At 72.5% G+C, this 22,542-nt stretch carries 20 protein-coding genes; 2 read left to right on the plus strand and 18 right to left on the minus strand.

Annotated features, from left to right (window positions below; translation table 11 throughout):
* Positions 1-194 precede the first annotated feature (194 nt).
* From aroQ to ACFVXG_RS21400, 11 genes are all read right to left on the minus strand, one after another.
* Positions 195-623, minus strand: coding sequence for a type II 3-dehydroquinate dehydratase (gene aroQ / locus ACFVXG_RS21350; RefSeq protein ID WP_387929846.1), 429 nt, complete (start codon positions 621-623; stop codon positions 195-197).
* 8 nt (positions 624-631) lie between these two features.
* The gene (gene aroB / locus ACFVXG_RS21355) at positions 632-1,723 is read right to left on the minus strand and encodes a 3-dehydroquinate synthase (RefSeq protein ID WP_387929675.1); all 1,092 of its coding nucleotides are present in this window, start codon (positions 1,721-1,723) and stop codon (positions 632-634) included.
* Positions 1,716-2,237 (minus strand): shikimate kinase, encoded by a 522-nt coding sequence (locus ACFVXG_RS21360; protein WP_387929677.1) that lies wholly within the window; start codon positions 2,235-2,237, stop codon positions 1,716-1,718. Before ACFVXG_RS21360 ends, aroB begins: the two co-directional genes overlap by 8 nt.
* Entirely contained in the window at positions 2,234-3,418 is a 1,185-nt protein-coding gene (aroC, locus tag ACFVXG_RS21365; protein ID WP_375889974.1) for a chorismate synthase, read from the minus strand. The genes ACFVXG_RS21360 and aroC overlap by 4 nt, the downstream gene beginning before the upstream one ends.
* A gap of 187 nt (positions 3,419-3,605) precedes the next feature.
* Positions 3,606-4,436 carry a shikimate dehydrogenase gene (locus ACFVXG_RS21370; RefSeq protein WP_387929679.1) on the minus strand — a complete coding sequence of 277 codons (831 nt, stop codon included), beginning with the start codon at positions 4,434-4,436 and terminating at the stop codon, positions 3,606-3,608.
* Between the two features lie 34 nt (positions 4,437-4,470).
* A complete protein-coding gene (mltG, locus tag ACFVXG_RS21375) occupies positions 4,471-6,315 on the minus strand; it encodes an endolytic transglycosylase MltG (protein WP_387929681.1) in 1,845 nt (614 codons plus the stop codon).
* 188 nt (positions 6,316-6,503) lie between these two features.
* Positions 6,504-7,736, minus strand: a complete 1,233-nt coding sequence (gene mltG, locus ACFVXG_RS21380; protein ID WP_387929683.1) for an endolytic transglycosylase MltG — start codon at positions 7,734-7,736, stop codon at positions 6,504-6,506.
* A 167-nt stretch (positions 7,737-7,903) separates the two neighbouring features.
* Positions 7,904-8,383, minus strand: a complete 480-nt coding sequence (ruvX, locus tag ACFVXG_RS21385; protein ID WP_387929685.1) for a Holliday junction resolvase RuvX — start codon at positions 8,381-8,383, stop codon at positions 7,904-7,906.
* On the minus strand, positions 8,383-11,052 hold the full coding sequence (gene alaS / locus ACFVXG_RS21390; RefSeq protein WP_387929687.1) for an alanine--tRNA ligase: 2,670 nt from the start codon (positions 11,050-11,052) through the stop codon (positions 8,383-8,385). Before alaS ends, ruvX begins: the two co-directional genes overlap by 1 nt.
* Positions 11,052-11,483: a DUF6167 family protein gene (locus ACFVXG_RS21395; protein WP_387929689.1), complete on the minus strand. Its 432-nt coding sequence runs from the start codon at positions 11,481-11,483 to the stop codon at positions 11,052-11,054. Before ACFVXG_RS21395 ends, alaS begins: the two co-directional genes overlap by 1 nt.
* Positions 11,484-11,487: 4 nt before the next feature.
* Positions 11,488-11,967 carry a DUF948 domain-containing protein gene (locus ACFVXG_RS21400; RefSeq protein WP_387929691.1) on the minus strand — a complete coding sequence of 160 codons (480 nt, stop codon included), beginning with the start codon at positions 11,965-11,967 and terminating at the stop codon, positions 11,488-11,490.
* A gap of 217 nt (positions 11,968-12,184) precedes the next feature.
* On the opposite strand from ACFVXG_RS21400, the gene ACFVXG_RS21405 reads away from it, so the two are divergent.
* Together ACFVXG_RS21405 and ACFVXG_RS21410 are read left to right on the plus strand one after the other, a co-directional pair.
* The gene (locus ACFVXG_RS21405) at positions 12,185-14,404 is read left to right on the plus strand and encodes an ATP-binding protein (RefSeq protein ID WP_387929693.1); all 2,220 of its coding nucleotides are present in this window, start codon (positions 12,185-12,187) and stop codon (positions 14,402-14,404) included.
* A gap of 48 nt (positions 14,405-14,452) precedes the next feature.
* Positions 14,453-14,770 (plus strand): tetratricopeptide repeat protein, encoded by a 318-nt coding sequence (locus tag ACFVXG_RS21410; protein WP_387929695.1) that lies wholly within the window; start codon positions 14,453-14,455, stop codon positions 14,768-14,770.
* A 115-nt stretch (positions 14,771-14,885) separates the two neighbouring features.
* Here ACFVXG_RS21410 and rpsD read toward each other — a convergent pair whose 3' ends face one another.
* The 7 genes from rpsD to hisS form a co-directional block, all read right to left on the minus strand.
* Positions 14,886-15,500 (minus strand): 30S ribosomal protein S4, encoded by a 615-nt coding sequence (gene rpsD / locus ACFVXG_RS21415; protein WP_030240707.1) that lies wholly within the window; start codon positions 15,498-15,500, stop codon positions 14,886-14,888.
* A gap of 312 nt (positions 15,501-15,812) precedes the next feature.
* Positions 15,813-17,222, minus strand: a complete 1,410-nt coding sequence (locus ACFVXG_RS21420) for a replication-associated recombination protein A (RefSeq protein WP_387929697.1) — start codon at positions 17,220-17,222, stop codon at positions 15,813-15,815.
* Positions 17,223-17,260: 38 nt separating this feature from the next.
* Positions 17,261-17,878, minus strand: a complete 618-nt coding sequence (locus ACFVXG_RS21425) for a hypothetical protein (RefSeq protein ID WP_387929699.1) — start codon at positions 17,876-17,878, stop codon at positions 17,261-17,263.
* A gap of 69 nt (positions 17,879-17,947) precedes the next feature.
* On the minus strand, positions 17,948-18,769 hold the full coding sequence (gene ppk2 / locus ACFVXG_RS21430) for a polyphosphate kinase 2 (RefSeq protein ID WP_387929701.1): 822 nt from the start codon (positions 18,767-18,769) through the stop codon (positions 17,948-17,950).
* A 101-nt stretch (positions 18,770-18,870) separates the two neighbouring features.
* Complete coding sequence (locus ACFVXG_RS21435) at positions 18,871-19,395, minus strand: GNAT family N-acetyltransferase (RefSeq protein ID WP_387929703.1); 525 nt, start codon at positions 19,393-19,395, stop codon at positions 18,871-18,873.
* Between the two features lie 97 nt (positions 19,396-19,492).
* Positions 19,493-21,283 carry an aspartate--tRNA ligase gene (gene aspS, locus ACFVXG_RS21440; protein ID WP_387929705.1) on the minus strand — a complete coding sequence of 597 codons (1,791 nt, stop codon included), beginning with the start codon at positions 21,281-21,283 and terminating at the stop codon, positions 19,493-19,495.
* A complete protein-coding gene (hisS, locus tag ACFVXG_RS21445) occupies positions 21,280-22,542 on the minus strand; it encodes a histidine--tRNA ligase (RefSeq protein WP_387929707.1) in 1,263 nt (420 codons plus the stop codon). The genes aspS and hisS overlap by 4 nt, the downstream gene beginning before the upstream one ends.

A 22,542-nucleotide genomic window follows, 5' to 3' on the forward strand; every position in this document is an offset into this window, starting at 1 on the left:
GGGCCTCGACCGCCCCCGGCTCCCCCGGTCACGGCCGGTTTCAGCTCAGGTCGACCCGCGGTCGACTCGCGTCAACTCAGGTCAACCGTCGGCCAACCCCCGCCCATCCCACGGTCAACTCACGCCGACTCAGGTCGGTTCCCGTCACAGGTGATCAGCCACCGCCGCCGAAGCCTGCGCGCGCCCGTCCCGGCTCAGCGCGCCGCGAGCTGCTCCGCCAGCGCCCGCAGCGCCAGCTCGTACGACCCGATCCCGAAGCCCGCGATGGTGCCGGAGGCCACCGCCGCGATCACCGAGGTGTGCCGGAAGGTCTCCCGCGCGTACGGGTTCGAGATGTGCACCTCGATCAGCGGCGCGGTGCGCTGCGCCGCGGCGTCCCGCATCGCGTACGAGTAGTGGGTGAAGGCGCCCGGGTTGATCACCACGGGCACCTGCCCCTCGGCCGCCTCGTGCAGCCACTCGACCATCTGCTGCTCGGAGTTGGTCTCGTGCACCTCGACCTCGAAGCCGAACTCCTTGCCCAGCGCCGTGCAGCGCTCGACCAGTCCGGCGTACGAGGTGGCGCCGTAGACGTCCGGCTCCCGGCTGCCCAGCCGGCCGAGGTTGGGGCCGTTGAGCACCATCACCCGGGTCACGCCGAGACCTCCGCGTAGGCGGCGACCAGCAGGGACGGGTCGGGGCCCTCCAGGACGGAGGTCTTGCCGAGGCCGTCCAGGACGATGAAGCGGATCAGGTCGCCGCGCGACTTCTTGTCGATCTTCATCGCGTCCAGCAGCTTCGGCCAGGCGTCCGCCCGGTAGCTCAGCGGCAGGCCGACCGAGGCCAGTACGGTGCGGTGGCGGTCCGCCGTCGCGTCGTCCAACCGGCCCGCCAGGCGGCCGAGTTCGGCGGCGAAGATCATGCCGATGGAGATCGCCGCGCCGTGCCGCCACTTGTAGCGCTCGTTGCGCTCGATGGCGTGGCCGAGGGTGTGGCCGTAGTTGAGGATCTCGCGCCGGCCGGACTCCTTGAGGTCCCCGGAGACCACGTCGGCCTTGACCTGGATGGCCCGGCGGATCAGCTCGACGGTGTGCGGGCCGGCCGGCGTCCTGGCGCCCTCCGGGTCCGCCTCGATCAGGTCGAGGATGGCCGGGTCGGCGATGAAGCCGCACTTGATGACCTCGGCGAGGCCGGAGACGTAGTCGTGCTTGGGCACGGTCTCCAGGGTCCCGAGGTCGGCCAGCACGCCCACCGGCGGGTGGAAGGCGCCGACCATGTTCTTGCCCTCGGCGATGTTGATGCCGGTCTTGCCGCCGACGGCCGCGTCGACCATGCCGAGCAGCGTGGTGGGCATGGAGATCCAGCGCACGCCGCGCAGCCAGGTGGCCGCGACGAAGCCGGCCAGGTCGGTGGTGGCACCGCCGCCGAGCCCGACGACGACGTCGCTGCGGGTGAAGCCGGTCTGCCCGAGCACCGACCAGCAGTACGCGGCGACCTCGGCGCTCTTCGCCTCCTCGGCGTTCGGCACCTGCAGCCCGATCGCCTCGTACCCTTCGCCGGCCAGGTCCTCGCGGATGGCGTCGGCGGTGGCGGCCAGCGCCTCCGGGTGGATGATCGCGACCCGCTTGGCCCGCGTCCCGATCAGCGGCGCGAGCTCGCCGAGCAGCTGGTGCCCGATCAGCACGTCGTACGGGTCGTGGCCGGCGCTGCCGCCGACGTGAATCCTGACGGTGGTGTCAGTCATGGGGGGTCTTCAGCTCCAGTGCTTCCAGTACGGCGTCCGCGACCTGCTCGGGGGTGCGGTCGGCGGTGTCGACGACGGCGGTGGCCACCTCGAGGTAGAGGGGGCGGCGAGCGTCCATCAGCTCGCGCCAGCGGGCCCGCGGGTTGACGGCCAGCAGCGGGCGCGGGGCGTCCAGGCCGACCCGCTTGACCGCGTCGCCCAGCGGGACTTCCAGGAAGACCACCGGCAGCTCGCGCAGCAGCGCGCGGGTGGCCTCGGCCATCACCGCTCCGCCGCCGAGCGCCAGCACCCCGTCGTGTCCCTCGGCGGCCGCGCGCACGGCGCGGACCTCCAGCTCGCGGAAGTGCGGCTCGCCCTCGTCGATGAAGATCTCCGGGATGGGCTTGCCGGCCAGCGCCTCGATGTCGGCGTCGGTGTCCCGGAAGCCGACGCCCAGGCGCTCGGCCAGGGCCCGCCCGACGGTGGACTTGCCACTGCCGGGCGGGCCGACCAGCACGATGACGGGAGAAGTCATCGGATGATCAGGTTGTCGAGGTAGCCCTGCACATTGCGCCGGGTCTCGGACACGTTGTCGCCGCCGAACTTCTCGTTCACGGCGTCCGCCAGCACCAGCGCGACCATCGCCTCGGCGACGATGCCGGCGGCTGGCACCGCGCAGACGTCCGAGCGCTGGTGGTGCGCCTTGGCCGGCTCACCGGTACGCACGTCCAGGGTCTGCAGCGCCCGCGGCACGGTGGCGATCGGCTTCATCGCGGCGCGCACCCGCAGCACCTCGCCGGTGGACAGGCCGCCCTCGGTGCCGCCGGAGCGGCCGGAGGTGCGCTTGACGCCCTCGGGGGTCGGGACGATCTCGTCGTGCGCCTGCGACCCCGGGACCCGGGCCAGGTCGAAGCCGTCGCCGACCTCGACGCCCTTGATCGCCTGGATGCCCATCAGCGCAGCGGCCAGCCGGGCGTCCAGGCGGCGGTCCCAGTGCACGTGCGAGCCGAGGCCCACCGGCACGCCGTACGCGAGCACCTCGACCACGCCGCCGAGGGTGTCACCGTCCTTGTGGGCCTGGTCGATCTCGGCGACCATCGCCTTCGAGGCGTCCGCGTCCAGGCAGCGCACCGGGTCGGCGTCCAGCCGGGCCTCGTCCGAGGGCAGCGGCAGCACGCCGGCCGGCGCCTTGGCGGCGGCCAGCTCGACCACGTGGCTGACGATCTCGATCCCGGCCACCTCGCGCAGGTACGCGCGGGCGACGGCGCCCAGCGCGACCCGGGCGGCCGTCTCCCGGGCGCTGGCGCGCTCCAGGATCGGCCGGGCCTCCTCGATCGAGTACTTCTGCATGCCGGCCAGGTCGGCGTGGCCGGGCCGGGGGCGGGTCAGCGCCTCGTTGCGGGCCAGGCCCGCCAGCACCTCGGGGTCGACCGGGTCGGCCGACATGACCTGCTCCCACTTCGGCCACTCGGTGTTGCCGACCATGATCGCGACCGGGCTGCCCATGGTCAGACCGTGCCGGACCCCGCCGAGGAAGGTCACCTCGTCCTGTTCGAACTTCATCCGCGCCCCGCGGCCGTAACCGAGCCGGCGGCGCGCCAGCGCGTCGGCCACCACGTCGGTGGTGACCGGTACACCGGCGGGCAGGCCTTCCAGCGTCGCGACGAGTGCGGGACCGTGCGACTCCCCCGCCGTGAGCCAGCGCAACGTACCCAACGGAGCTCCTTCATCAGCGGGCCGGCCCACGGCACCGCCGCGGCCCGCCCGAGCGTGCCTTCTCTCCGAATCCTTTCATGACCCAGCGGCACCCGGCGGCACCGTCCGGGTGACGGACGGCAACCGGTCACTCCACGAAACGCTCCGGAGCCGGGCTCCGGGCTCAGCTCCGCGCTCAGCTCCGCGCTCAGCGCCCGGCCAGCGCCTTCTCCCCAGCCTCGCGCATCGCCGCCAGCGGCCCGGGCGTGTGCCCGGTGAAGGCCTCGCTCTGCAGCACCGCCTGGTGGACCAGCAGGTCCAGCCCACCGAGGACGGTCGCCCCGCGCGCGGCGCAGGCGGCGGCCAGCGCCGTCGGCCACGGGTGGTACAGCACGTCGAACAGCGCGCCCGGGGCCGCGGGCAGCCCCTCGGCGAAACCGTCGGTCGCCCCGACCGGGGTGGTGGAGACGGTCAGCGGCCGCTCCAGCGCCTCGGCGCCGCGCTCCCAGTCGGCCGTCCGCACCGCGACACCGAGCCGCTCGCCCAGCTCGGCCATCTCCCGGGCCCGCTCGGCGCTGCGCACGTAGACCGTCACCTCGCCGGTGCAGACCTGGGCCAGCGCCGCCAGCGCCGAGGAGGCGGTCGCCCCGGCGCCCAGCACCGCGGCGGCGGACACCTCGGCGATGCCGCGCTCGCGCAGCGCGTTGACCAGCCCGGGGACGTCGGTGTTGTCCCCGGTGCGTCGCCCGTCGGCGGTGAACACCACGGTGTTCACCGCGTCCACCACGCGGGCCGTCGCGCTGACCTCGTCCAGCAGCGGGATGACGGCCCGCTTCAACGGCATGGTCAGCGACAGCCCGGCCCACTCGGCCTCGTCCAGCCCGGCGAGGAAGCCGGGCAGGCCGTCCTCGTCGACCTCGAAGCGGTCGTAGCGCCAGCCGTCCAGCCCGAGCGCCGCGAAGGCGGCCCGGTGCAGGTCGGGCGAGAGCGAGTGGGCGATCGGCGAGCCGAGGACGGCCGCCCGGTGCTTGCTGGTCAACGCTGCATCTCCGTGAACTGCGGTGCGGTGGCGGCTACTTGGTGGTGCAGTGCAGGCCGACCTTGTCGAAGCCCTGACCCGCCGCCTTGCAGTACGCCTCGACGTTGGCCGCGTGCTCCTTGTCCGTCTCGGCGAACAGGGTGTTGGTCGGGGACATCGCGATGAAGTACAGCCACTTGCCGTCCGCCGGGTTGAGCACCGCGTTGATCGCCTCGTCGCCGGGGTTGGAGATCGGCGTCGGCGGCAGGCCCGGGTTGATGTAGGTGTTGTACTTGTTGGACCCGTCGTTGATGTCCTTCGACGAGAGTTCCTTGCGGCCCAGCGAGTACTGCAGCGTGGTGTCCATGCCGAGCGTGTGGCGCACGGCGTCGCTCGCCAGACGGTTCTGGATGGTCCTGGCCATCTTGGCGAAGTCGCCCGGGTTGTTGCCCTCGCGCTGCAGGATGCTCGCCTCGGTGATCACCTCGTAGGCGTTCTTGAGGCCCGCCTTGGAGGCCTGGCCGTCCAGGTTGGCGTACTTGTCGACGGCGGTCTTCACCATCTGCTTGAGCAGGTCCTCGGGCTTCATGCCGTCGGCGATGTTGTAGCGGGTCGGCCAGAGGAAGCCCTCGATGTTGCCGTTCGCGTACGCCGGCAGCCCGAGGTCGTTGACCTGCGCCTTGGCGACGCCCGCCGTGGTGCCCTTCTGCAGCTTCAGCTTGTCGTCGATCTTGGCGAAGATCTCGGAGGAGTTCTTGCCCTCCGGGAACACGATCGCCGCGCCGCCCGCCTGGTCCAGCAGCTCCTTGAGCGCGGCCGCGGCCGGCATCTCCTTCTTCAAGGTGTAGAAGCCGTACTGGATCGTGGCGCACTTGGGCTCGGCGTCACAGGCCTTGGTGAAGGCGTCGACGCTCTTGACCACGCCCGCGGTCTTCAACGCGGAGCCGATCTGCCCGCCGACCGCGCCCTGCTTGACCTCGATCTGGACGGAGCCGGTGCCCTCGCCGGTGAAGTCCGGCGGCGGGCCGAAGTGGCTCTGGTAGAAGCCGTAGCCCCACCAGCCGGCGCCGCCGAGCAGCCCGAGCAGCACCACCGCGACCACCAGGCAGGCGCCGCCGTTGCGACGGCCCGCCTTCTTGCCGCTCTCCTTGCGCTTCTTCTTCGCCTCGCGGGAGTCGTCCTGCTCCCCGAGGAAGCCGCTCTGCTCGGACTCGGCCTCGGCGTGCTCGTCGAGGTAGAGCTCCTCGCCGTGCTGCGCGTCCGCGTGCCGGCCGTCCCACTCCTCGGCCTCGGGCTCGTGCGCGCCGCCGACCGGGGCGGCGCCGGACTCCAGCGCGGCGGCCTCGGCCTCCCAGTCGATCCCGTCCGGGCCGGGGCCGGCCGGCTCGGGCGCCGGGGCCGGGCGGGCGGCCCGCTGCTGGACCTGCTGGGGAACGGGCTGCTGCATGCCGGGCTGCTGCTGGGGCATCCCCTGCTGCGGCACGCCCTGTTGCGGCATCGGCATCTGCTGCTGGCCGTACCCCTGCTGCGGCATGCCCTGCTGCATCTGCTGCTGCGGGTAGGCCTGCCCCTGCTGGCCCATGCCCTGCTGCTGGTAGGCCTGGTCATAGCCCTGCTGCGGCATCTGCTGCTGCGGGTATCCCTGGTCGAAGCCCTGCTGCTGGTACCCCTGCGGCCCCGTCATCTGCTGGGGGTAGCCGTTCTGCGGCATCTGCTGCTGCACGTACCCCTGCTGCTGCCCGTCCCCGTACGGCTGCTGGCCGTGCTGGTCCGGCTGCGGGTACTGCTGCTGCCACTGGCCGTCCTGCTGGCCGGGGACCGGCTGCTGGCCGCCGTACCCGGGATCACCGGGGTGCCACGGCTCGCCCTGGGGGCCGTAGCCCCGACCCAGATCGGTCATTGATCCCCTTAACCGACGGTGACGACCGGAGGATCGGACCGGCCGTCCGGGACGACGCAGTCCCGGCTGATTCTCGAACCGGCGTGCTAGCGCAGCGCCTGGGAGGAGACGTTACCGTACCGCAGCCGCACCCCCGCCCGGGCGGACGCACTGTCAGTGAGCGACCTCACGCTCGGCGCACGGGCCCGTCACGGTGCGGTGGCGCCCGGCGTCGAGGGCGCGGCGGCGGACGGATCGGAGGAGGCCGGGGCGCTCGGTTTGGCCGCCCGGACGGCGTTGAACTCCGCGACGTTCTTCTGTTGCACGTCGAAGCTGTCGGTGAAGCGGGTGTCCCCCGGCTTCACGGTGACGAAGTACACCCAGTCCCCCGGCGTCGGGTCCAGCGCCGCCATGATCGCCTGCCGGCCCGGGTTGGAGATCGGGGACGGCGGCAGCCCCGGGTGGAGGTAGGTGTTGTACGGGGAGTCCAGCCTGGTGTCGGTGACCGTGGTGTTCAGGGTCGAGCGGCCGAGGGCGTAGTTGATGGTGGAGTCCAGCTGCAGCGGCATCCCCTTGGCCAGCCGGTTGTAGATGACCCGGGCCACCTTGCCCATGTCCTCGGTGTTGTCGGCCTCGCCCTGGACCATGCTGGCGACGGTGACCAGCCCGTACAGGCTCTGCCCGAGGTTCTGCGCGACCACGTTGGCGTCGTCCCGGCTGAACTCCTTGCCGGCCCGCTCGACCATCTGCTTCAAGAGGTCCAGTGCGGTGGTCCCGTCGGTGACGGCGTAGGTCGCGGGGAACAGGTAGCCCTCCGGGCTGCCCTTGGCGAAGTCCGGCAGCCCGAGTTCGGCGCCCTGGTCCTGGGCGGCCTTCTGGGTCGTGCCCGCGGGGAGGTTCAGCTTCTTGTCGATCGCCGCGAAGATCTGGTAGCCGCGCCAACCCTCGGGAATGGTCAGGCCGTTGGCGTTGGCCGGGTCGATCAGTACGGACAGCGCCGCGGCGGCCGACATCTTCTGCTTCAGGGTGTAGGTGCCGGGCTGGATCCGCCCGGCGGCGGCCGCGCTGCCCTTCGCCGCCCGGGTGAAGGCGAGCGAGCTGGCCACCACCCCGTTGCGGACCAGCGCGGAGGCGATCTGGGACAGGCCCGCGCCCTCCGGCACCGAGACCTGGACGCTCCCGTTGCCCTGCCCCGCGTAGTCGGCGGCCGCCGGGGGTTTGCGCTGCTGCTGGAACCAGGTGTAGCCGGTGAGCCCGATCCCGCCGAAGACCGCGATCAGGGCGAGGGCGGTGAGCCCGCAGGCCAGTCCGTTACGCCGTCGGTGCGGATCCGGCGCATCGGAGCGCGGCCGGGGCGCACCCGGGGGACGGCCCTCCGGCTCCAGCACCGGCGCACCCAGGTGTCCCGGAGTGAGCCCCGGGTGGAAGTCCTGGTCGGTCATGGCTCGCGGCCCCCTCGGCGGTCCCGAATCGCTGAGAATCGCTCCGGGCCGAAGAAACGATCCAGAACAATCCGGATCGGTCCGAAACAGACACGGAAACGAACGAAAGAGGGGTCCGTGCGGACGCGTCCGCACGGACCCCTCTTCGGGACGTTAGATCAGACCGGTCAGCCGACCGCCTCGACGCTCTCACCGGGCGGGCGTCCGCTCACCCGTTCGGACTCAAGGGCGGTCTGCAGGATCACCACCGCGGCGGCCTGGTCGACCACCGAGCGGCCCTTCTTCGCCTTGACCCCCGAGGCGCGCAGCCCCTGGGTCGCGGTGACGGTGGTCATCCGCTCGTCCACCAGCCGCACCGGCACCGGGTAGAGCCGGTTGGCCAGCCGCGTGGCGTACGCCCGGACCTTCTCCGCCGCCGGGCCCTCCTTGCCGCTGAGCGAACGCGGCAGCCCGACGACCACCTCGATCGCGTCGTACTCCTCGACGATCGCGGCGATCCTGGCCTGCGACTTCACCCCGGCCGGGACGGTCTCCACCGGCGTGGCGAGCACCCCGTCGGGGTCGCAGGACGCGACCCCGATCCGGGCGTCACCGACGTCGACGGCGATCCGCCGCCCACGGCGGAAGGGCCTCTGCTCCTGCTCCATCAGCTGGCGCGCTCCGCGACCAGGCCGCGCACCGCGGCGATGGCCTCGCCGACCGCGGCCGGGTTGGAGCCGCCGCCCTGGGCGACGTCGTCCTTGCCGCCACCGCCGCCGCCGAGGGTCTTGGCGGCGGTGCGGACCAGCTCGCCGGCCTTGATGCCGCGGCCGCGGGCGTCCTCGTTGGTGGCGATCACGGTCAGCGGGCGGTCGTTGGCCACGGTGAACGCGGCGACCACGGCCGGGCGGGCGCCCAGGCGGCCGCGCACGTCCAGGACCAGCTTGCGCAGCTCGTCCGCGCCCACACCGTCGGCGACCTGCGCGGCGACCACGGCGATGCCGTGCACGTCCTCGGCCGAGTCGGCCAGGCCCGCCGCGGCGACCAGCACCTTCTCGGCGCGGAAGCGCTCGATCTCCTTCTCCGCGTCCTTGAGCTTGGTGAGCATGCCCGAGATCTTCTCCGGCAGCTCCTCCGGGCGGCCCTTGACCAACTCGGTCAGCTGGGCCACCACGGTATGCTCGCGGGCCAGGAACTTGTAGGCGTCGACGCCGACCAGCGCCTCGACGCGGCGCACGCCGGAGCCGATCGAGGACTCGCCGAGCAGCTTCACCAGGCCCAGCTGGGCGGTGTTGCCGACGTGGGTACCGCCGCACAGCTCCTTGGAGAAGTCGCCGATGGAGACGACCCGCACCTCGTCGCCGTACTTCTCGCCGAACATCGCGATGGCGCCGGCCTTGCGGGCCTGGTCCATCGTCATGACCTCGGCGGTGACCTCCAGCTCGCGGCCCAGCACGTCGTTGATCTTCTGCTCGACGTCCACCAGCACACTGCCCGGAACGGCGGCGGGCGAGCCGAAGTCGAAGCGGAAGCGGCCCGGGGCGTTCTCGGAGCCGGCCTGGGCGGCCGTCGGGCCGAGCGCGTCGCGCAGCGCCTGGTGGGTCAGGTGGGTGGCCGAGTGGGCGCGGGCGATCGCCCGGCGGCGGTCGATGTCGATCGTGGCGTACGCCGAGGCGCCGAGCACGACCTCGCCGAACAGCACGCCGCCCGAGTGGACGATGACGCCCGGGACGGGCTGCTGCACGTCGCGGATCTCGACGACCGCGCCGGACTCCAGCCGGATCCGGCCGTGGTCGGCGAGCTGGCCGCCGCCCTCGGCGTAGAACGGCGTGCGGTCGAGGATCAGCTCGACCTCGTCGCCCTCGGAGGCGGCCGGCGACGGGACGCCGTCCACCAGCAGGCCGACGACGGTGGCCTCGCCCTCGGTCAGGCTGTAGCCGGTGAAGACGCTCGCGCCGGACTTGTCGGCGACCTCGCGGTACGCGGCGACGTCGGCGTGGCCCATCTTCTTGGCCTTGGCGTCCGCCTTGGCGCGGTCCCGCTGCTCCTGCATCAGACGGCGGAAGCCGGCCTCGTCGACCTGGAGGCCCTGCTCCTCGGCCATCTCCAGGGTGAGGTCGATCGGGAAGCCGTAGGTGTCGTGCAGCTTGAACGCCTGGTCGCCGGAGAGCACCACGCCGCCGGACTGCTTGGTCTCGGTGACCGCGACGTCCAGCAGGTTGGTGCCGGCCTTCAGGGTCTGCAGGAAGGCCGCCTCCTCGCCGACGACGACCGTCTCGATGCGCTTGCGGTCGCTCTCCAGGTCGGGGTACTGCGGCGCCATCGCCTTGATCGCGACGTCGATGAGCTCCTTGGCCACCGGCTCGGTGGCACCCAGCAGGCGCATGTTGCGGATCGCGCGGCGCAGGATGCGGCGCAGCACGTAGCCGCGGCCCTCGTTGCCGGGGGTGACGCCGTCGCCGACCAGCATCAGCGCGGTGCGGATGTGGTCGGTGACCACGCGCAGCGAGACGTCCGACTTGTGGTCGGCGCCGTAGGTGTGGCCGGTGAGCTCGGCGGCGCGGTCCAGGATCATCCGGCTGGTGTCGATCTCGAAGAGGTTGTCGACGTCCTGCAGGATCGCGGCGAGGCGCTCCAGGCCGAGACCGGTGTCGATGTTCTTGCTCGGCAGGTCGCCGAGGATCTCGAAGCCGTCCTTGCCGTCGCCGTGGCCGCGCTCGTACTGCATGAAGACCAGGTTCCAGATCTCCAGGTAGCGCTCGCCGTTGACGGCCGGGCCGCCCTCCTCGCCGTACGCGGGGCCGCGGTCGTAGTTGATCTCCGAGCACGGGCCGCACGGGCCGGGGACGCCCATCGACCAGAAGTTGTCCTTCATGCCCAGGCGCTGGATGCGCTCCGAGGGCACGCCGATGACGTCACGCCAGATCTGCTCGGCCTCGTCGTCGTCCTTGTAGACGGTGATCCAGAGCTTCTCCTTCTCCAGGCCGTAGCCACCGTCCGCGACGGGAGTGGTGAGCAGCTCCCAGGCGAACTTGATGGCTCCTTCCTTGAAGTAGTCGCCGAAGGAGAAGTTGCCGCACATCTGGAAGAAGGAGCCGTGCCGGGTGGTCTTCCCGACCTCCTCGATGTCCAGGGTGCGCACGCACTTCTGGACGCTGGTGGCGCGCGAGAACTGCGGCTTGACCTCGCCCAGGAAGTAGGGCTTGAACGGCACCATGCCGGCGTTGACCAGCAGCAGGGTGGGGTCGTCGGCGACCAGGGACGCCGACGGAACGACGGTGTGGCCGCGCTCCTCGAAGAAGCGCAGCCAGCGGCGGCGGATCTCAGCCGACTCCATTAGTGGTCCTTCCGGTTCGTTCCGCCCCGCGGCAGGGCTCGGCGGGGCGTCTCTTCAATGGTCTGTGGGGTGGTACGGGCACTTCTGGCGGGAGGCAGGGCGGCGGCCGGGCGACCGGGCGCCGCCGAGATAGCTCGGTACTGCGGCTCCCCGCGCAGGACCCGGCGGGTGCTGCGCGTGACGGCACTGCGGGGCTCCGCCACGGCGGTGCCGTGCAGTCCGAGGTCGTCCTTGAGCTGCTCCTCGCGCTCGGCCATGCCGGAGCGCACGTCCTGGGCGAACTGCTTGGCGAGGTCGCCCAGGTGCAGCGCACCGCGCGCGGCGGTGCCGGAGAGGCTGTCGGGGGTGAGCCGCTGCACGGCGTCGTTGGCCTTGTTCATGGCCCACACCGCGGCGCCGGCGCCGACGGCCATCCAGAAGATCCGTGCCATGCCGTCAGCTCCTCACCGCTCGCCGGACCCGGGAGAACAGGCCGCCCCGGGGCGCGGTCGCGGCGCGCACCTCGGCCCGGACCAGTCGCGCGAGCTCGTCGCGCTCGCCGGGCTGCAGCGGGCCGGTCGGCAGGGTCCCCTGCTGCTTGGCGACGGCCTTGCGGACGCCGTAGCTGAAGGCGGCGACCTTCACCAGCGGTCCGCCCAGCGTGGCGGCCACGGTGGAGGAGAGCGCGTTGGCGTTGGCGGCGGCGTCCTGCACGTTGGCGGTGATCTCGTCCACCCGCTCCAGCTGCTCGTTGGCGCTGCGCACCGCGGCGCCCGCGTCGGCCAGCAGCGGGACGGCCTGCTCGGTGACCGCGGAGACCAGGACGGTGGCCTCCTTCAGCACCCGGGAGAGGCGGACCAGCACCACGGCGAGCAGGGTGACCAGGACCGCCCAGAACACGGCGACGAGCAATCCGGCCAGCTCTCCCACGGACACTTCTGCGCGCTCCTCGCCTTGCCGGTTACCAACCGAACCCTATCGCGCCCGGCCTGCGTTTCCGGACCGGGTCACGGCCGTGGCCTCGCCCGGGTGTGCGAACCGTGCGCGTAACCTACCGGCCGGTCACCTCGTTCTGCCAGGCGGGCCGTCGCCCGTACGGCCCGACGCACGTCCGGACCGGCGCGGTCCGGGCCGGAGCAACGGGGAGCAGCGCTTGGCCGGCGACTGGACAGCACAGCCCGCGGCGCGGCCGCGCGAGCCGGAACCGGGCCGGCTGCCGGCCGAGGTGACGGGCTTCGTCGGGCGGCAGCGGGAACTGACCGATCTGGCGGGCCTGCTCGCCAGCGCCCGGCTGGTGACGGTGACCGGGCCCGGCGGGGTGGGCAAGAGCCGGCTCGCGCTGCGGGCGGCGGCCCGGGCGGCCGGGGCCTTCCCGGACGGCACCTGGCTGGTGGACGTGGCCCCGGTGCAGGACCCGCTGCTGCTCGGCCACGCCGTGCTGGAGGCGCTGCGGCTGACCGACGGCACCGCCCGGCCGCCGCTGGACGTGCTGGGCGAGCACCTGGCCGGGCTGCGCCTGCTGCTGGTGCTGGACGGCTGCGAGCACCTGGTGGAGGCCTGCGCCGAGCTGACCGACGCGCTGCTGCGCGCGCTGCCCGGCCTGCGGGTGCTGGCCACCAGCCGCGCCGCGCTGCGGGCCTCGGGCGAGCACCTGCTGACGCTGGCGCCGCTGCCGGTCGACCCGCCGCCGGACCGGCGGACGGGTCCGGGCCCGCTGCCGGACGCGGTGCGGCTGTTCGCCGACCGGGCCAGGGCCGTGCTGCCGTCCTTCGAGGTGACCGAGGCGAACGCGGAGGCCGTCGGCCTGCTCTGCCGCCGGCTGGACGGCATCCCGCTGGCGGTGGAGCTGGCCGCCGGCCGGCTGCGGGCGCTGTCGGTGGAGCAGATCACCGCCCGGCTGGACGACCGCTTCCGGCTGCTCACCGGCGGCTCCCGGACGGCCCTGCCGAGGCACCAGACGCTGCGGACCACGATCGGCTGGAGCCATGAGCTGTGCACTGTGCAGGAACGTTTACTCTGGGCCCGCCTGTCGATCTTCGCCGGCAGCTTCGACCTGGAGGCCGCCGAGTACGTCTGCGCCGGCGAGGGCATCGAGCCCGAGGACGTGCTCGACCTGCTGGACGAACTCGTCGCCAAGTCCGTGGTGCTGCGCGAGGAGAGCGCCTTCGGCGTCCGCTTCCGCCTGCTGGACACCCTGCGCGAGTACGGCGGCCACTGGCTGCGCGCCGCCGGCCGGGAGCAGCGGCTGCTGCGCCGCCACCGGGACTGGTACCTGGGCGTGGCCACCTGGGGCGAGGTGGAGTGGTTCGGCCCCCGGCAGGCCGAGACCGCCGAGCGCACCCGGCTCGCCCACACCAACCTGCGCGCCGCGCTGGAGTTCTGCCTCGCCGAACCCGGCGAGGAGCAGATCGCGCTGCTGCTGGCCGGCACCCTCTGGTTCTACTGGGTCGGCTGCGGCCACCTCGGCGAGGGCCGGCACTGGCTGGACCGCGCGCTCGCCCTGGACCGAGAACCCACCGAGGCCCGGGCCAAGGCCCTGTGGGTGACCGGCTACATGGCCACCCTCCAGGGCGACCTCGGCACCGCCCGCCCCGCGCTGGAGGAGTGCCGCCGCCAGGCCCTGGACACCGGCGACGACCGGGCCCTCGCCTACGCCGTCCACCGCCAGGGCTGCGTCGCCCTGATCGGCGACGACCCGGAGCGCGCCGCCGAGCTGTTCGAGGAGGCGCTCTGGCACTACCGGACCATCGGCGAGCTGAACAGCAACGTGGTGATGGCCATGATCGAGCTGGGCCTCGCCTACCTGTTCCAGGCCGACCCGGACAGCGCCGAGCTCTGGTTCGGCCAGGCCCGCGAGGTGTGCGAGGAGCACGGCGAGCAGTGGGCGTACGCGTACGTGCTGTACACGTCGGCGTACTCGCACTACCTGGACGGCGCCGTCCAGCCGGCCCGCGCGCTGGCCCGCGAGTGCGTCCGGCTGAACCACCGCTTCCACGACCTGCTCGGCATCGTGCTGGGGATCGACCTGCTGGCGCTGCTGGCGACCGAGCCGCCCGGGCCGGGCGAGCCGGCCGACCTGTGCGAGGCCCGGGTGCTGCAGGGCGCCGCGCACCGGATCTGGCGCGCGGTCGGCAACCCCTTCCTGGGCTCGCGCTCCTTCTTCGGCCCGCACCAGGAGTGCGCCGAACGGGCCCGGGCCGGGCTCACCGAGCAGGAGTACGAGGACTGCTACCTGGCCGGCGGCCGGCTGGACCTGGACGCCGCGGTGTGCCGGGCGCTCGGCGACGGGGGCGCGGCGGACGGCCCGGGGCACCGCCCCGGTCCCTGCCCGGCGCCGCCCGCACCGGCACCGTCGCCGGTGCGGAATAGCTGAAGCTTGCCGATTGCTTGAGGAGGCAAGGATCCACCCGGAAGGAGCACCATGGCCGTCCACGACGAGTACCGCCTCGCGAACTTCTACTTCGAGTCCAAGGCGTACAGCGACGCCGCCCGCATGCTGGAGGGCGTGCTGGCCGAGGAGCCGGCCAACCTCTCCGTCCGGCTGCTGCTGGCCCGCAGCTACTTCCACTCCGCCCAGCTCGGCCGCGCCGAGGCCGAACTGCGCCGGATCCTCGACCTGGACCCGGCCGAGGACTACGCCCGGCTGATGCTCGGCCGCACCCTGGAGCGCCAGGGCCGCGCCGAGGAGGCCCGCCCGCACCTGCGGCTGGCCGCCGCGATGGCGGGCGGGGAGCTGTAACCGGAGGGCCGACCGGCACCGGACCGACCGGCACCGGAAAAGGGGCGAGCCCCCGCCGCCTCGAAAGGCGACGGGGGCTCGCTCGTGGTTCCGCGAAGTGCGAACCGAGCGTGGGTCAGCGCGAGTAGTACTCGACGACCAGCTGCTCGTCACAGATCACCGGGACCTCCTTGCGCTGCGGCGCACGGTCCAGGCGGAAGGCCAGGGCCTTCAGGTTGACCTCGAGGTACTTCGGGGTCTGGCCCTCACCCGCGTAGCCACCCTCACGGGCGACCTGGAAGGGGACCTTCTCCTTGGAGCGCTCGCGGACGGTGACCACGAAGCCCGGCTTCATCTGGAACGACGGCTTGTTGACCTTGCCGCCGTTGACCTCGATGTGGCCGTGGACGACCATCTGGCGGGCCTGGTAGATGGTGCGGGCGATGCCCGAACGCAGGACCAGGGAGTCCAGACGGGTCTCCAGGTCGGCGACGAGCGCCTCACCGGTCTTGCCCTCGGCCTTCTTCGCGCGGTCGAACGCGCGCGCCATCTGCTTCTCGCTCAGGTCGTACTGGGCGCGCAGACGCTGCTTCTCGAGCAGACGGACCTTGTAGTCCGAGTTCTGCTTGCGACCACGGCCGTGCTGGCCGGGCGGGTACGGGCGGGCCTCGAAGTACTTGACGGACTTCGGGGTCAGCGGCACGCCGAGCGCACGCGCGATCTTGACCTTGGGACGCTTCTGGTTCGCCATGAACCAAACCTTCCTTGCTTACGAATACGGCTTTCACCAGGTGTTGACGGAGGTCGCATGTCGCGACCCGGAGATAACCCCGACGCCTGCGCGAAGGGATCAGCCGCTCTCCGGAGCCGGGCACATGAAGTGCTGGTCACACGAAGGGCCCGGAAAACCGGGCCGTCCGCGACACCGAAACGGTGCGCGACGCTCCTGGTGCGGGCCTCCCGGAGGAGGCCTACGGCCACTGCCCCGCTGGTGCGGCCGGTCGGTGGGGTCTCCCCCGCCGCCGTCCCGGGACATGGCACTCCGACTGAGTATACCGGTGGATCACTCGCCCTTCTCCACGGGCTTCTGCTCCTCCTTGTCCGCCCGCTTCTCGGCGCTCCGGCGCTCCCCCCGCAGCCGCCCGCGCGTCCACTCCACGGTGTCCGCGTACCGCACCTCGCCGCCGCGCCGGTTCGGCTGGTAGTACTCCCGGCCGTGCACCGAGTCCGGCGCGTACTGCTGGGCGGCGATGCCCTCCGGCAGGTCGTGCGGGTACTGGTAGCCCCTGCCGTGCCCGAGCTTGCCCGCGCCGCCGTAGTGGGCGTCCCGCAGGTGCGGCGGGACGGCCCCCGCCAGCCCCTGCCGGACGTCCGCCAGCGCCGCGTCGATCGCCAGGTAGGCCGAGTTGGACTTCGGCGCCAGGGCCAGCGCGATCGCCGCCTGGGAGAGGATGATCCGAGCCTCCGGGAAGCCGATCAGCGCCACCGCCTGGGCCGCCGCCACCGCCGTCTGCAGCGCCGTCGGGTCGGCCAGGCCGACGTCCTCGCTGGCCGAGATCATCAGCCGCCGGGCGATGAACCGCGGGTCCTCCCCCGCCTCGATCATCCGGGCCAGGTAGTGCAGGGTGGCGTCCACGTCGCTGCCGCGGATCGACTTGATCAGCGCGCTGGCCACGTCGTAGTGCTGGTCGCCGTCCTTGTCGTAGCGCACCGCCGCCTGGTTCACGGCCGTCTCGGTGGTGGCCAGCGAGATGCTCTCCTCGCCCTTCTCCAGCGCCGCCCCGGCCGCCGCCTCCAGCGTGGTGAGCGCTCGCCGGGCGTCCCCGCCGGCCAGCCGCACCAGGTGGTCCTCGGCCTCCTCGGTCAGCTCCAGCGCGCCCTCCAGGCCGCGCTCGTCGGCCACCGCCCGGCGCAGCAGGGCCCGGACGTCCTCGTCGGTCAGCGACTCCAGGGTGAGCAGCAGCGAGCGGGACAGCAGCGGGGAGATCACCGAGAAGTACGGGTTCTCGGTGGTCGCCGCGATCAGGGTGACCCAGCGGTTCTCCACGGCGGGCAGCAGCGAGTCCTGCTGGGCCTTGGAGAAGCGGTGGATCTCGTCCAGGAACAGCACCGTCTCCCGGCCGGACATGCCGACCGCCCGCCGGGCGCCGTCGATCACCGCCCGGACCTCCTTGACCCCGGCGGTGATCGCGGACAGCTCGACGAAGCGGCCCTCCACGGCCTGGCTGATCACGTGCGCCAGGGTGGTCTTGCCGGTGCCGGGCGGGCCCCAGAGGATCACCGAACTGGTGGCGGCCGGCCCCCGGGAGCCGGACACCAGCCGGCGCAGCGGCGAGCCGGGCTTCAGCAGCTGCCGCTGCCCGGCCACCTCGTCCAGGGTGCGCGGGCGCATCCGTACGGCCAGCGGGGCCCGGCCGGGCTCCCTGGTCTGGAGTTCCTCGGCGGCGGCGGTGAAGAGGTCCGGTTCGTCCACACCGGAAGCCTAGTTGAGCCCGCCGACACCAGGACCGGCTACGCCTGCGGGGTCCGGCGGTCCAGCAGGACCACCTCGAACTCCTCCAGCGACCGCAGCGTGCCTCCCAACGCGGCCAGCGCGTGCGCCCTGGAGTCCGCTGTCGGCCCGCGCGCGGCGTCGAAGCTCGCCCGGTCCGCGTAGATCGAGCCCACGGAGAGCCGGCCGGTCGCGCGGTCGGCCAGCATCGCGCCGGTCACGAAGCCGGGCTTCTTCTCCAGCACCGGCAGCACCTGGTCCTGGAAGATCTCGGCCGCCGCGTCCACCTTGGCCGGATCGATGTCGGACCTCGACAGCCGGAACATCGCGCCGGGTCCGGCGACACCGGGCGGCGCCGTCGCCACGGCCTCCCAGACGTCGGTGGTCACGGTGCCGGCCAGCGGCGCCAGCAGCTCACGGCGGCGGGTGCCCAGCGCCGCGTCGCTGTCACGCTCGGCCTGGGCGGACTCCCACCACGAGCCCATCGTGATCTTGCCGACGGTCCGGTCGGCGAACAGCCCGTAGCCGCGGTAGCCCGGCTGTCCGGAGAGCAGGTCGACGGCCTCGGTGGCCAGGCCCTCCAGGGTCGGGCCGATCCGGTCCGGATCACCGGTCGCGTAGACGGTACGGACGAACATGAGCGCCTCCTGTGGACGCCCGGGCGCCACGCGGGGCCGTTCGGTAGCAGCGCCCGGCCGGGGCCCCGTCTACTCCAGTCTGGCAGCGTGGTCCGGAACGTACTTCTGCAGGTCGCGCGGGGGCCGCTGGTAGCCGCGCGGGGCCGGGCGGGGCGGCAGCTCGATCCGCGGCGGGGCGACCTCGTGGTACGGCACGGAGGAGAGCAGGTGGGCGATCATGTTGATCCGGGCCCGCCGCTTGTCGTCGCTCTCCACCACGTGCCAGGGCGACTGGGGGATGTCGGTGTAGACGAACATCTCGTCCTTGGCCCGCGAGTAGTCCTCCCAGTGCGCGATCGACTCCACGTCCATCGGGGAGAGCTTCCAGCGCTTCATCGGGTCCTCCAGCCGGTCCCGGAACCGCCGCTCCTGCTCGGTGTCGCTGACCGAGAACCAGTACTTGCGCAGCAGGATGCCCGCCTCGGTCAGCATCTGTTCGAAGGTCGGGCACTGGTGCAGGAACTGCCAGTACTCCTCGTCGCTGCAGAAGCCCATCACCCGCTCGACCCCGGCCCGGTTGTACCAGCTGCGGTCGAACAGGACGATCTCCCCGGCCGCCGGGAGGTGTTCGACGTACCGCTGGAAGTACCACTGGGTCTTCTGCCGCTCGGTCGGGGTGGGCAGCGCCGCGACCCGGGCGATGCGCGGGTTCAGGTACTCCGTCACCCGCTTGATCGCGCCGCCCTTGCCGGCCGCGTCCCGCCCCTCGAAGACCACCACCAGGCGGGCGCCCTCGACCCGCACCCACTCCTGGAGCTTCACCAACTCCTGCTGCAGCCGCAGCAGTTCCCGCTCGTACGGCTTCTTCGCCAGCCGTTCCGGCTTCGCGGTCCGCTGCTGCTGCTCGGCCACTCCTGGGTCCTCCGTCCGACTGCCGCTGATGACCCTTCACCGTAGGCGCAGAACGGCGGCCCCGCAGGTCGGACGCGAGCAGCGGGTGGACAGGGCGTGCCCTACACCTCGACGAAGGGCTCCGGATAGCGGCACAGCCCGCGCGGGCCGCCGTCGTACGCGGGCAGCGGCAGCACCTGGAAGTAGGCCTCCGGCACCTCGAACGGGCCGGACACCTCGTGCCGCCCGGCCGGGATGAAGCCGAACCGTCCGTAGTACCCGGGGTCGCCGAGCACGACCACCAGCTTCTCCCCCGCCTCCTCGGCGGCCGACAGCGCCGCCCGGACGACGAGCTCCCCGACGCCCCGGCGCTGCCATTCCGGTGCCACCGCGACCGGTGCGAGCGCCAGCGCGTCGCCGTCCCCGTCGCCGTCACCGCCGCCGACCCGCAGCCGGGTCAGCAGGGCGTGCCCGATCACCAGCCCGGTGTCGTCCACCGCGACCACCGACAGCCCGGGCAGCCAGGCCGGGTCGCGGCGCAGCGCGTCCACCAGGTCCGCCTCGTCCGGCCCGGGGAACGCGGCCATGTGCACGCGTCTGGTCGCCGGGGCGTCCTGCGGACATTCGACTCTCGTGGTGACCCGCATCAGTCAACCCTCCCTGTGTCACACGACGTTGTGGACCGGCCCCGGACGGTGGGTGGACCGTCCGGGGCCGTTGCAGGTTAGCGCGTATGACGAGGTGTCAGCTCTTGGGCTGTGCCTCGGACTTGGCGTCCTCGCGGACCTTCGGCTGGGCGTCCACGCCGGCCTCGCGGCGCTGCGCCGGGGTGATCGGCGTCGGGGCACCGGTCAGCGGGTCGCCGCCGGTGGACGTCTTCGGGAAGGCGATGACGTCGCGGATGGTGTCGTAGCCGCCGAGCAGCGTGACGATCCGGTCGAGGCCGAAGGCGACACCGCCGTGCGGCGGCGGGCCGTAGTTGAAGGCGTCCAGCAGGAAGCCGAACTGCGAGGCCGCCTCCTCCTCGGAGAGGCCGATCGCGTCGAACGCCCGCTTCTGCACGTCCCGCTGGTGGATACGGATCGAACCGCCGCCCAGCTCCGAGCCGTTGAGGACCAGGTCGTAGGCGTTGGACAGGGCCGAGCCCGGGTCGGTGTCGAAGCTGGCCAGCGACTCCGCGGTCGGGGCGGTGAACGGGTGGTGCACCGCGTGCCAGCCCTGGAACTGGCCCTTGTCGTCCTCGATCGGCTCGAACATCGGGAAGTCGACGACCCAGAGGAAGGCCCACTGGGACTCGTCGATCAGCTCGCAGCGGCGGCCGATCTCCAGACGGGCGGCGCCGAGCAGCTCCTGCGAGGGGCGCTCCTTGCCGGCCGCGAAGAAGACCGCGTCGCCGTTCTTGGCGCCGGCCGCGGCGGCGAGGCCGGCCAGGTGCTCCGCGGAGAGGTTCTTGGCGACCGGGCCGCGCAGCTCGCCGGTCTCGGCGTCGATCAGCACGTAGGCCAGGCCCTTGGCGCCGCGCGCCTTGGCCCAGTCCTGCCAGGCGTCCAGCTGCTTGCGCGGCTGCGAGGCGCCGCCCGGCATGACCACGGCGCCGACGTACGGGGCCTGGAAGACGCGGAACTCGGTGCCCTTGAAGTACTCGGTGAGGTCGGTGAGTTCCTGGCCGAAGCGGACGTCCGGCTTGTCCGAGCCGTAGCGGCCCATGGCGTCCGCGTAGGTCATCCGCGGCAGCGGGTTGGGGATCTCGTAGCCGTGGACCTCGCGCCAGATGGAGCCGACGATCTTCTCGCCGAGGGCCAGGATGTCCTCCTGGTCGACGAAGGAGGCCTCGATGTCCAGCTGGGTGAACTCCGGCTGGCGGTCGGCGCGGAAGTCCTCGTCGCGGAAGCAGCGGGCGATCTGGTAGTAGCGCTCCATGCCGGCCACCATCAGCAGCTGCTTGAACAGCTGGGGCGACTGCGGCAGGGCGTACCAGTGGCCGGGCTGCAGGCGGACCGGGACGAGGAAGTCGCGGGCGCCCTCGGGGGTGGAGCGGGTGAGGTACGGGGTCTCGATGTCGAGGAAGTCGTTCTCCTCCATCACCCGGCGGATGATGTTGTTGACCTTCGAGCGCAGCCGCAGGCCCTTGGCCGGGCCCTCGCGGCGCAGGTCCAGGTAGCGGTAGCGCAGCCGGACCTCCTCGTTGACCGTGCCCGGCTCGTACTCGGCGACCGGGAACGGCAGCGGGGCGGCCTCGGAGAGGACCTCGATGTCGCTCACGACGACCTCGACCGCGCCGGTCGGGATGTCCGGGTTCTCGTTCCCCTCGGGGCGGACCCGGACGTCACCGACGACCTTGACGCAGTACTCGGCGCGCAGGCCGTGCACCGAGTCGAGGTCGCGCACCACGATCTGCACGGTGCCGGAGGCGTCGCGCAGGTCGATGAAGGCGACGCCGCCGTGGTCGCGGCGGCGGGCGACCCAGCCGGCCAGGGTGACGGTGGTGTCTGCGTGCTCCGGGCGGAGCGTGCCCGCGTCGTGCGTGCGGATCACAGCTGCTTCTCCTTCAGGGTGGTGACGAGTGCGTCGAGGGCGACGGGGGTCTGCTCGCCGGTGCTCATGTCCTTGAGCTGGACGACGCCCTCGGCGAGGTCCCGGTCACCGGCGATCAGGGCGAAGCGGGCGCCGGACCGGTCGGCGGACTTCATGGCGTTCTTGATGCTCTTGACGCCGAAGGCGAGGTCGGTGGCGACGCCGGCCCGGCGCAGCTCGATCACCTTGGCGAACAGCAGGTTCTTGGCCTCCTCGCCGAGCGCGACGGCGTAGACGGAGGTCGCGGGCGGCAGGTCGAGGACGACGCCCTCGGCCTCCAGCGCCAGGTACGTGCGGTCCACGCCGAGCGCCCAGCCGACGGACGGCAGCGCCGGGCCGCCGATCATCTCGGACAGGCCGTCGTAGCGGCCGCCGCCGCCGATCGCGGACTGGGCGCCGAGGCCGTTGTGCACGAACTCGAAGGTGGTGCGGGTGTAGTAGTCCAGGCCGCGGACCAGCTTCGGGTCGTCGACGAAGGCGACGCCGGCGGCGGTGAGCAGCTCGCGCACCTTCTCGTCGTACGCCTTGCACTCCTCGCACAGGAAGTCGCGCAGCATCGGGGCGCCGACCAGCTGCTCCTGCACCGACTCGCGCTTGTCGTCCAGCACGCGCAGCGGGTTGATCTCGGCGCGGCGGCGGGTCTCCTCGTCCAGGTCCAGGCCGGAGAGGAACTCGATCAGGGCGGCCCGGTAGACCGGGCGGCACTGCTTGTCGCCGAGGCTGTTGAGCAGCAGCGAGTAGTCGCTCAGGCCCAGCGCGCGGAAGGCGTCGTCGGCCAGGATGATCAGCTCGGCGTCCAGCGCCGGGTCCTCGGCGCCGATGGCCTCCGCGCCGACCTGGGAGAACTGGCGGTAGCGGCCCTTCTGGGCGCGCTCGTAGCGGTAGTACGAGCCGGAGTACCAGAGCTTGACCGGCAGGTTGCCCTGCTTGTGCAGGTTGGCCTGGAGCGCGGCGCGCAGCACCGAGGCGGTGCCCTCGGGGCGCAGCGCGAGCTCGTCGCCGCCCTTGGTGGTGAGGGTGTACATCTCCTTGGAGACGATGTCGGTGGACTCGCCGACGCCGCGGGAGAACAGCTTCACGTCCTCGAAGACCGGGGTCTCGACGTAGCCGTAACCGGCCCGGCGGGCGGGCGCGGCGATGCGCTCGCGGATCGCCAGGAAGGTCGCGGAGCTGGGGGGCAGCAGGTCGTAGGTGCCCTTGGGGGCGGTGAAGGTGCTCAA

The organism is Kitasatospora sp. NPDC058162 (genome assembly GCF_042884005.1).
Lineage (GTDB): Bacteria > Actinomycetota > Actinomycetes > Streptomycetales > Streptomycetaceae > Kitasatospora.

What these genes read in the sequence shown, in the direction of transcription:
- mltG (WP_387929683.1), bottom strand. Translation starts at nt 7,736, where the DNA reads ATGACCGACCAGGACTTCCACCCGGGGCTCACTCCGGGACACCTGGGT.
- ACFVXG_RS21425 (WP_387929699.1), bottom strand. Translation starts at nt 17,878, where the DNA reads ATGTTCGTCCGTACCGTCTACGCGACCGGTGATCCGGACCGGATCGGC.
- mltG (WP_387929681.1), bottom strand. Translation starts at nt 6,315, where the DNA reads ATGACCGATCTGGGTCGGGGCTACGGCCCCCAGGGCGAGCCGTGGCAC.
- ACFVXG_RS21360 (WP_387929677.1), bottom strand. Translation starts at nt 2,237, where the DNA reads ATGACTTCTCCCGTCATCGTGCTGGTCGGCCCGCCCGGCAGTGGCAAG.
- ACFVXG_RS21435 (WP_387929703.1), bottom strand. Translation starts at nt 19,395, where the DNA reads ATGCGGGTCACCACGAGAGTCGAATGTCCGCAGGACGCCCCGGCGACC.
- ACFVXG_RS21410 (WP_387929695.1), top strand. Translation starts at nt 14,453, where the DNA reads ATGGCCGTCCACGACGAGTACCGCCTCGCGAACTTCTACTTCGAGTCC.
- rpsD (WP_030240707.1), bottom strand. Translation starts at nt 15,500, where the DNA reads ATGGCGAACCAGAAGCGTCCCAAGGTCAAGATCGCGCGTGCGCTCGGC.
- aroQ (WP_387929846.1), bottom strand. Translation starts at nt 623, where the DNA reads ATGGTGCTCAACGGCCCCAACCTCGGCCGGCTGGGCAGCCGGGAGCCG.
- ACFVXG_RS21395 (WP_387929689.1), bottom strand. Translation starts at nt 11,483, where the DNA reads ATGGCACGGATCTTCTGGATGGCCGTCGGCGCCGGCGCCGCGGTGTGG.
- alaS (WP_387929687.1), bottom strand. Translation starts at nt 11,052, where the DNA reads ATGGAGTCGGCTGAGATCCGCCGCCGCTGGCTGCGCTTCTTCGAGGAG.
- aroB (WP_387929675.1), bottom strand. Translation starts at nt 1,723, where the DNA reads ATGACTGACACCACCGTCAGGATTCACGTCGGCGGCAGCGCCGGCCAC.
- ruvX (WP_387929685.1), bottom strand. Translation starts at nt 8,383, where the DNA reads ATGGAGCAGGAGCAGAGGCCCTTCCGCCGTGGGCGGCGGATCGCCGTC.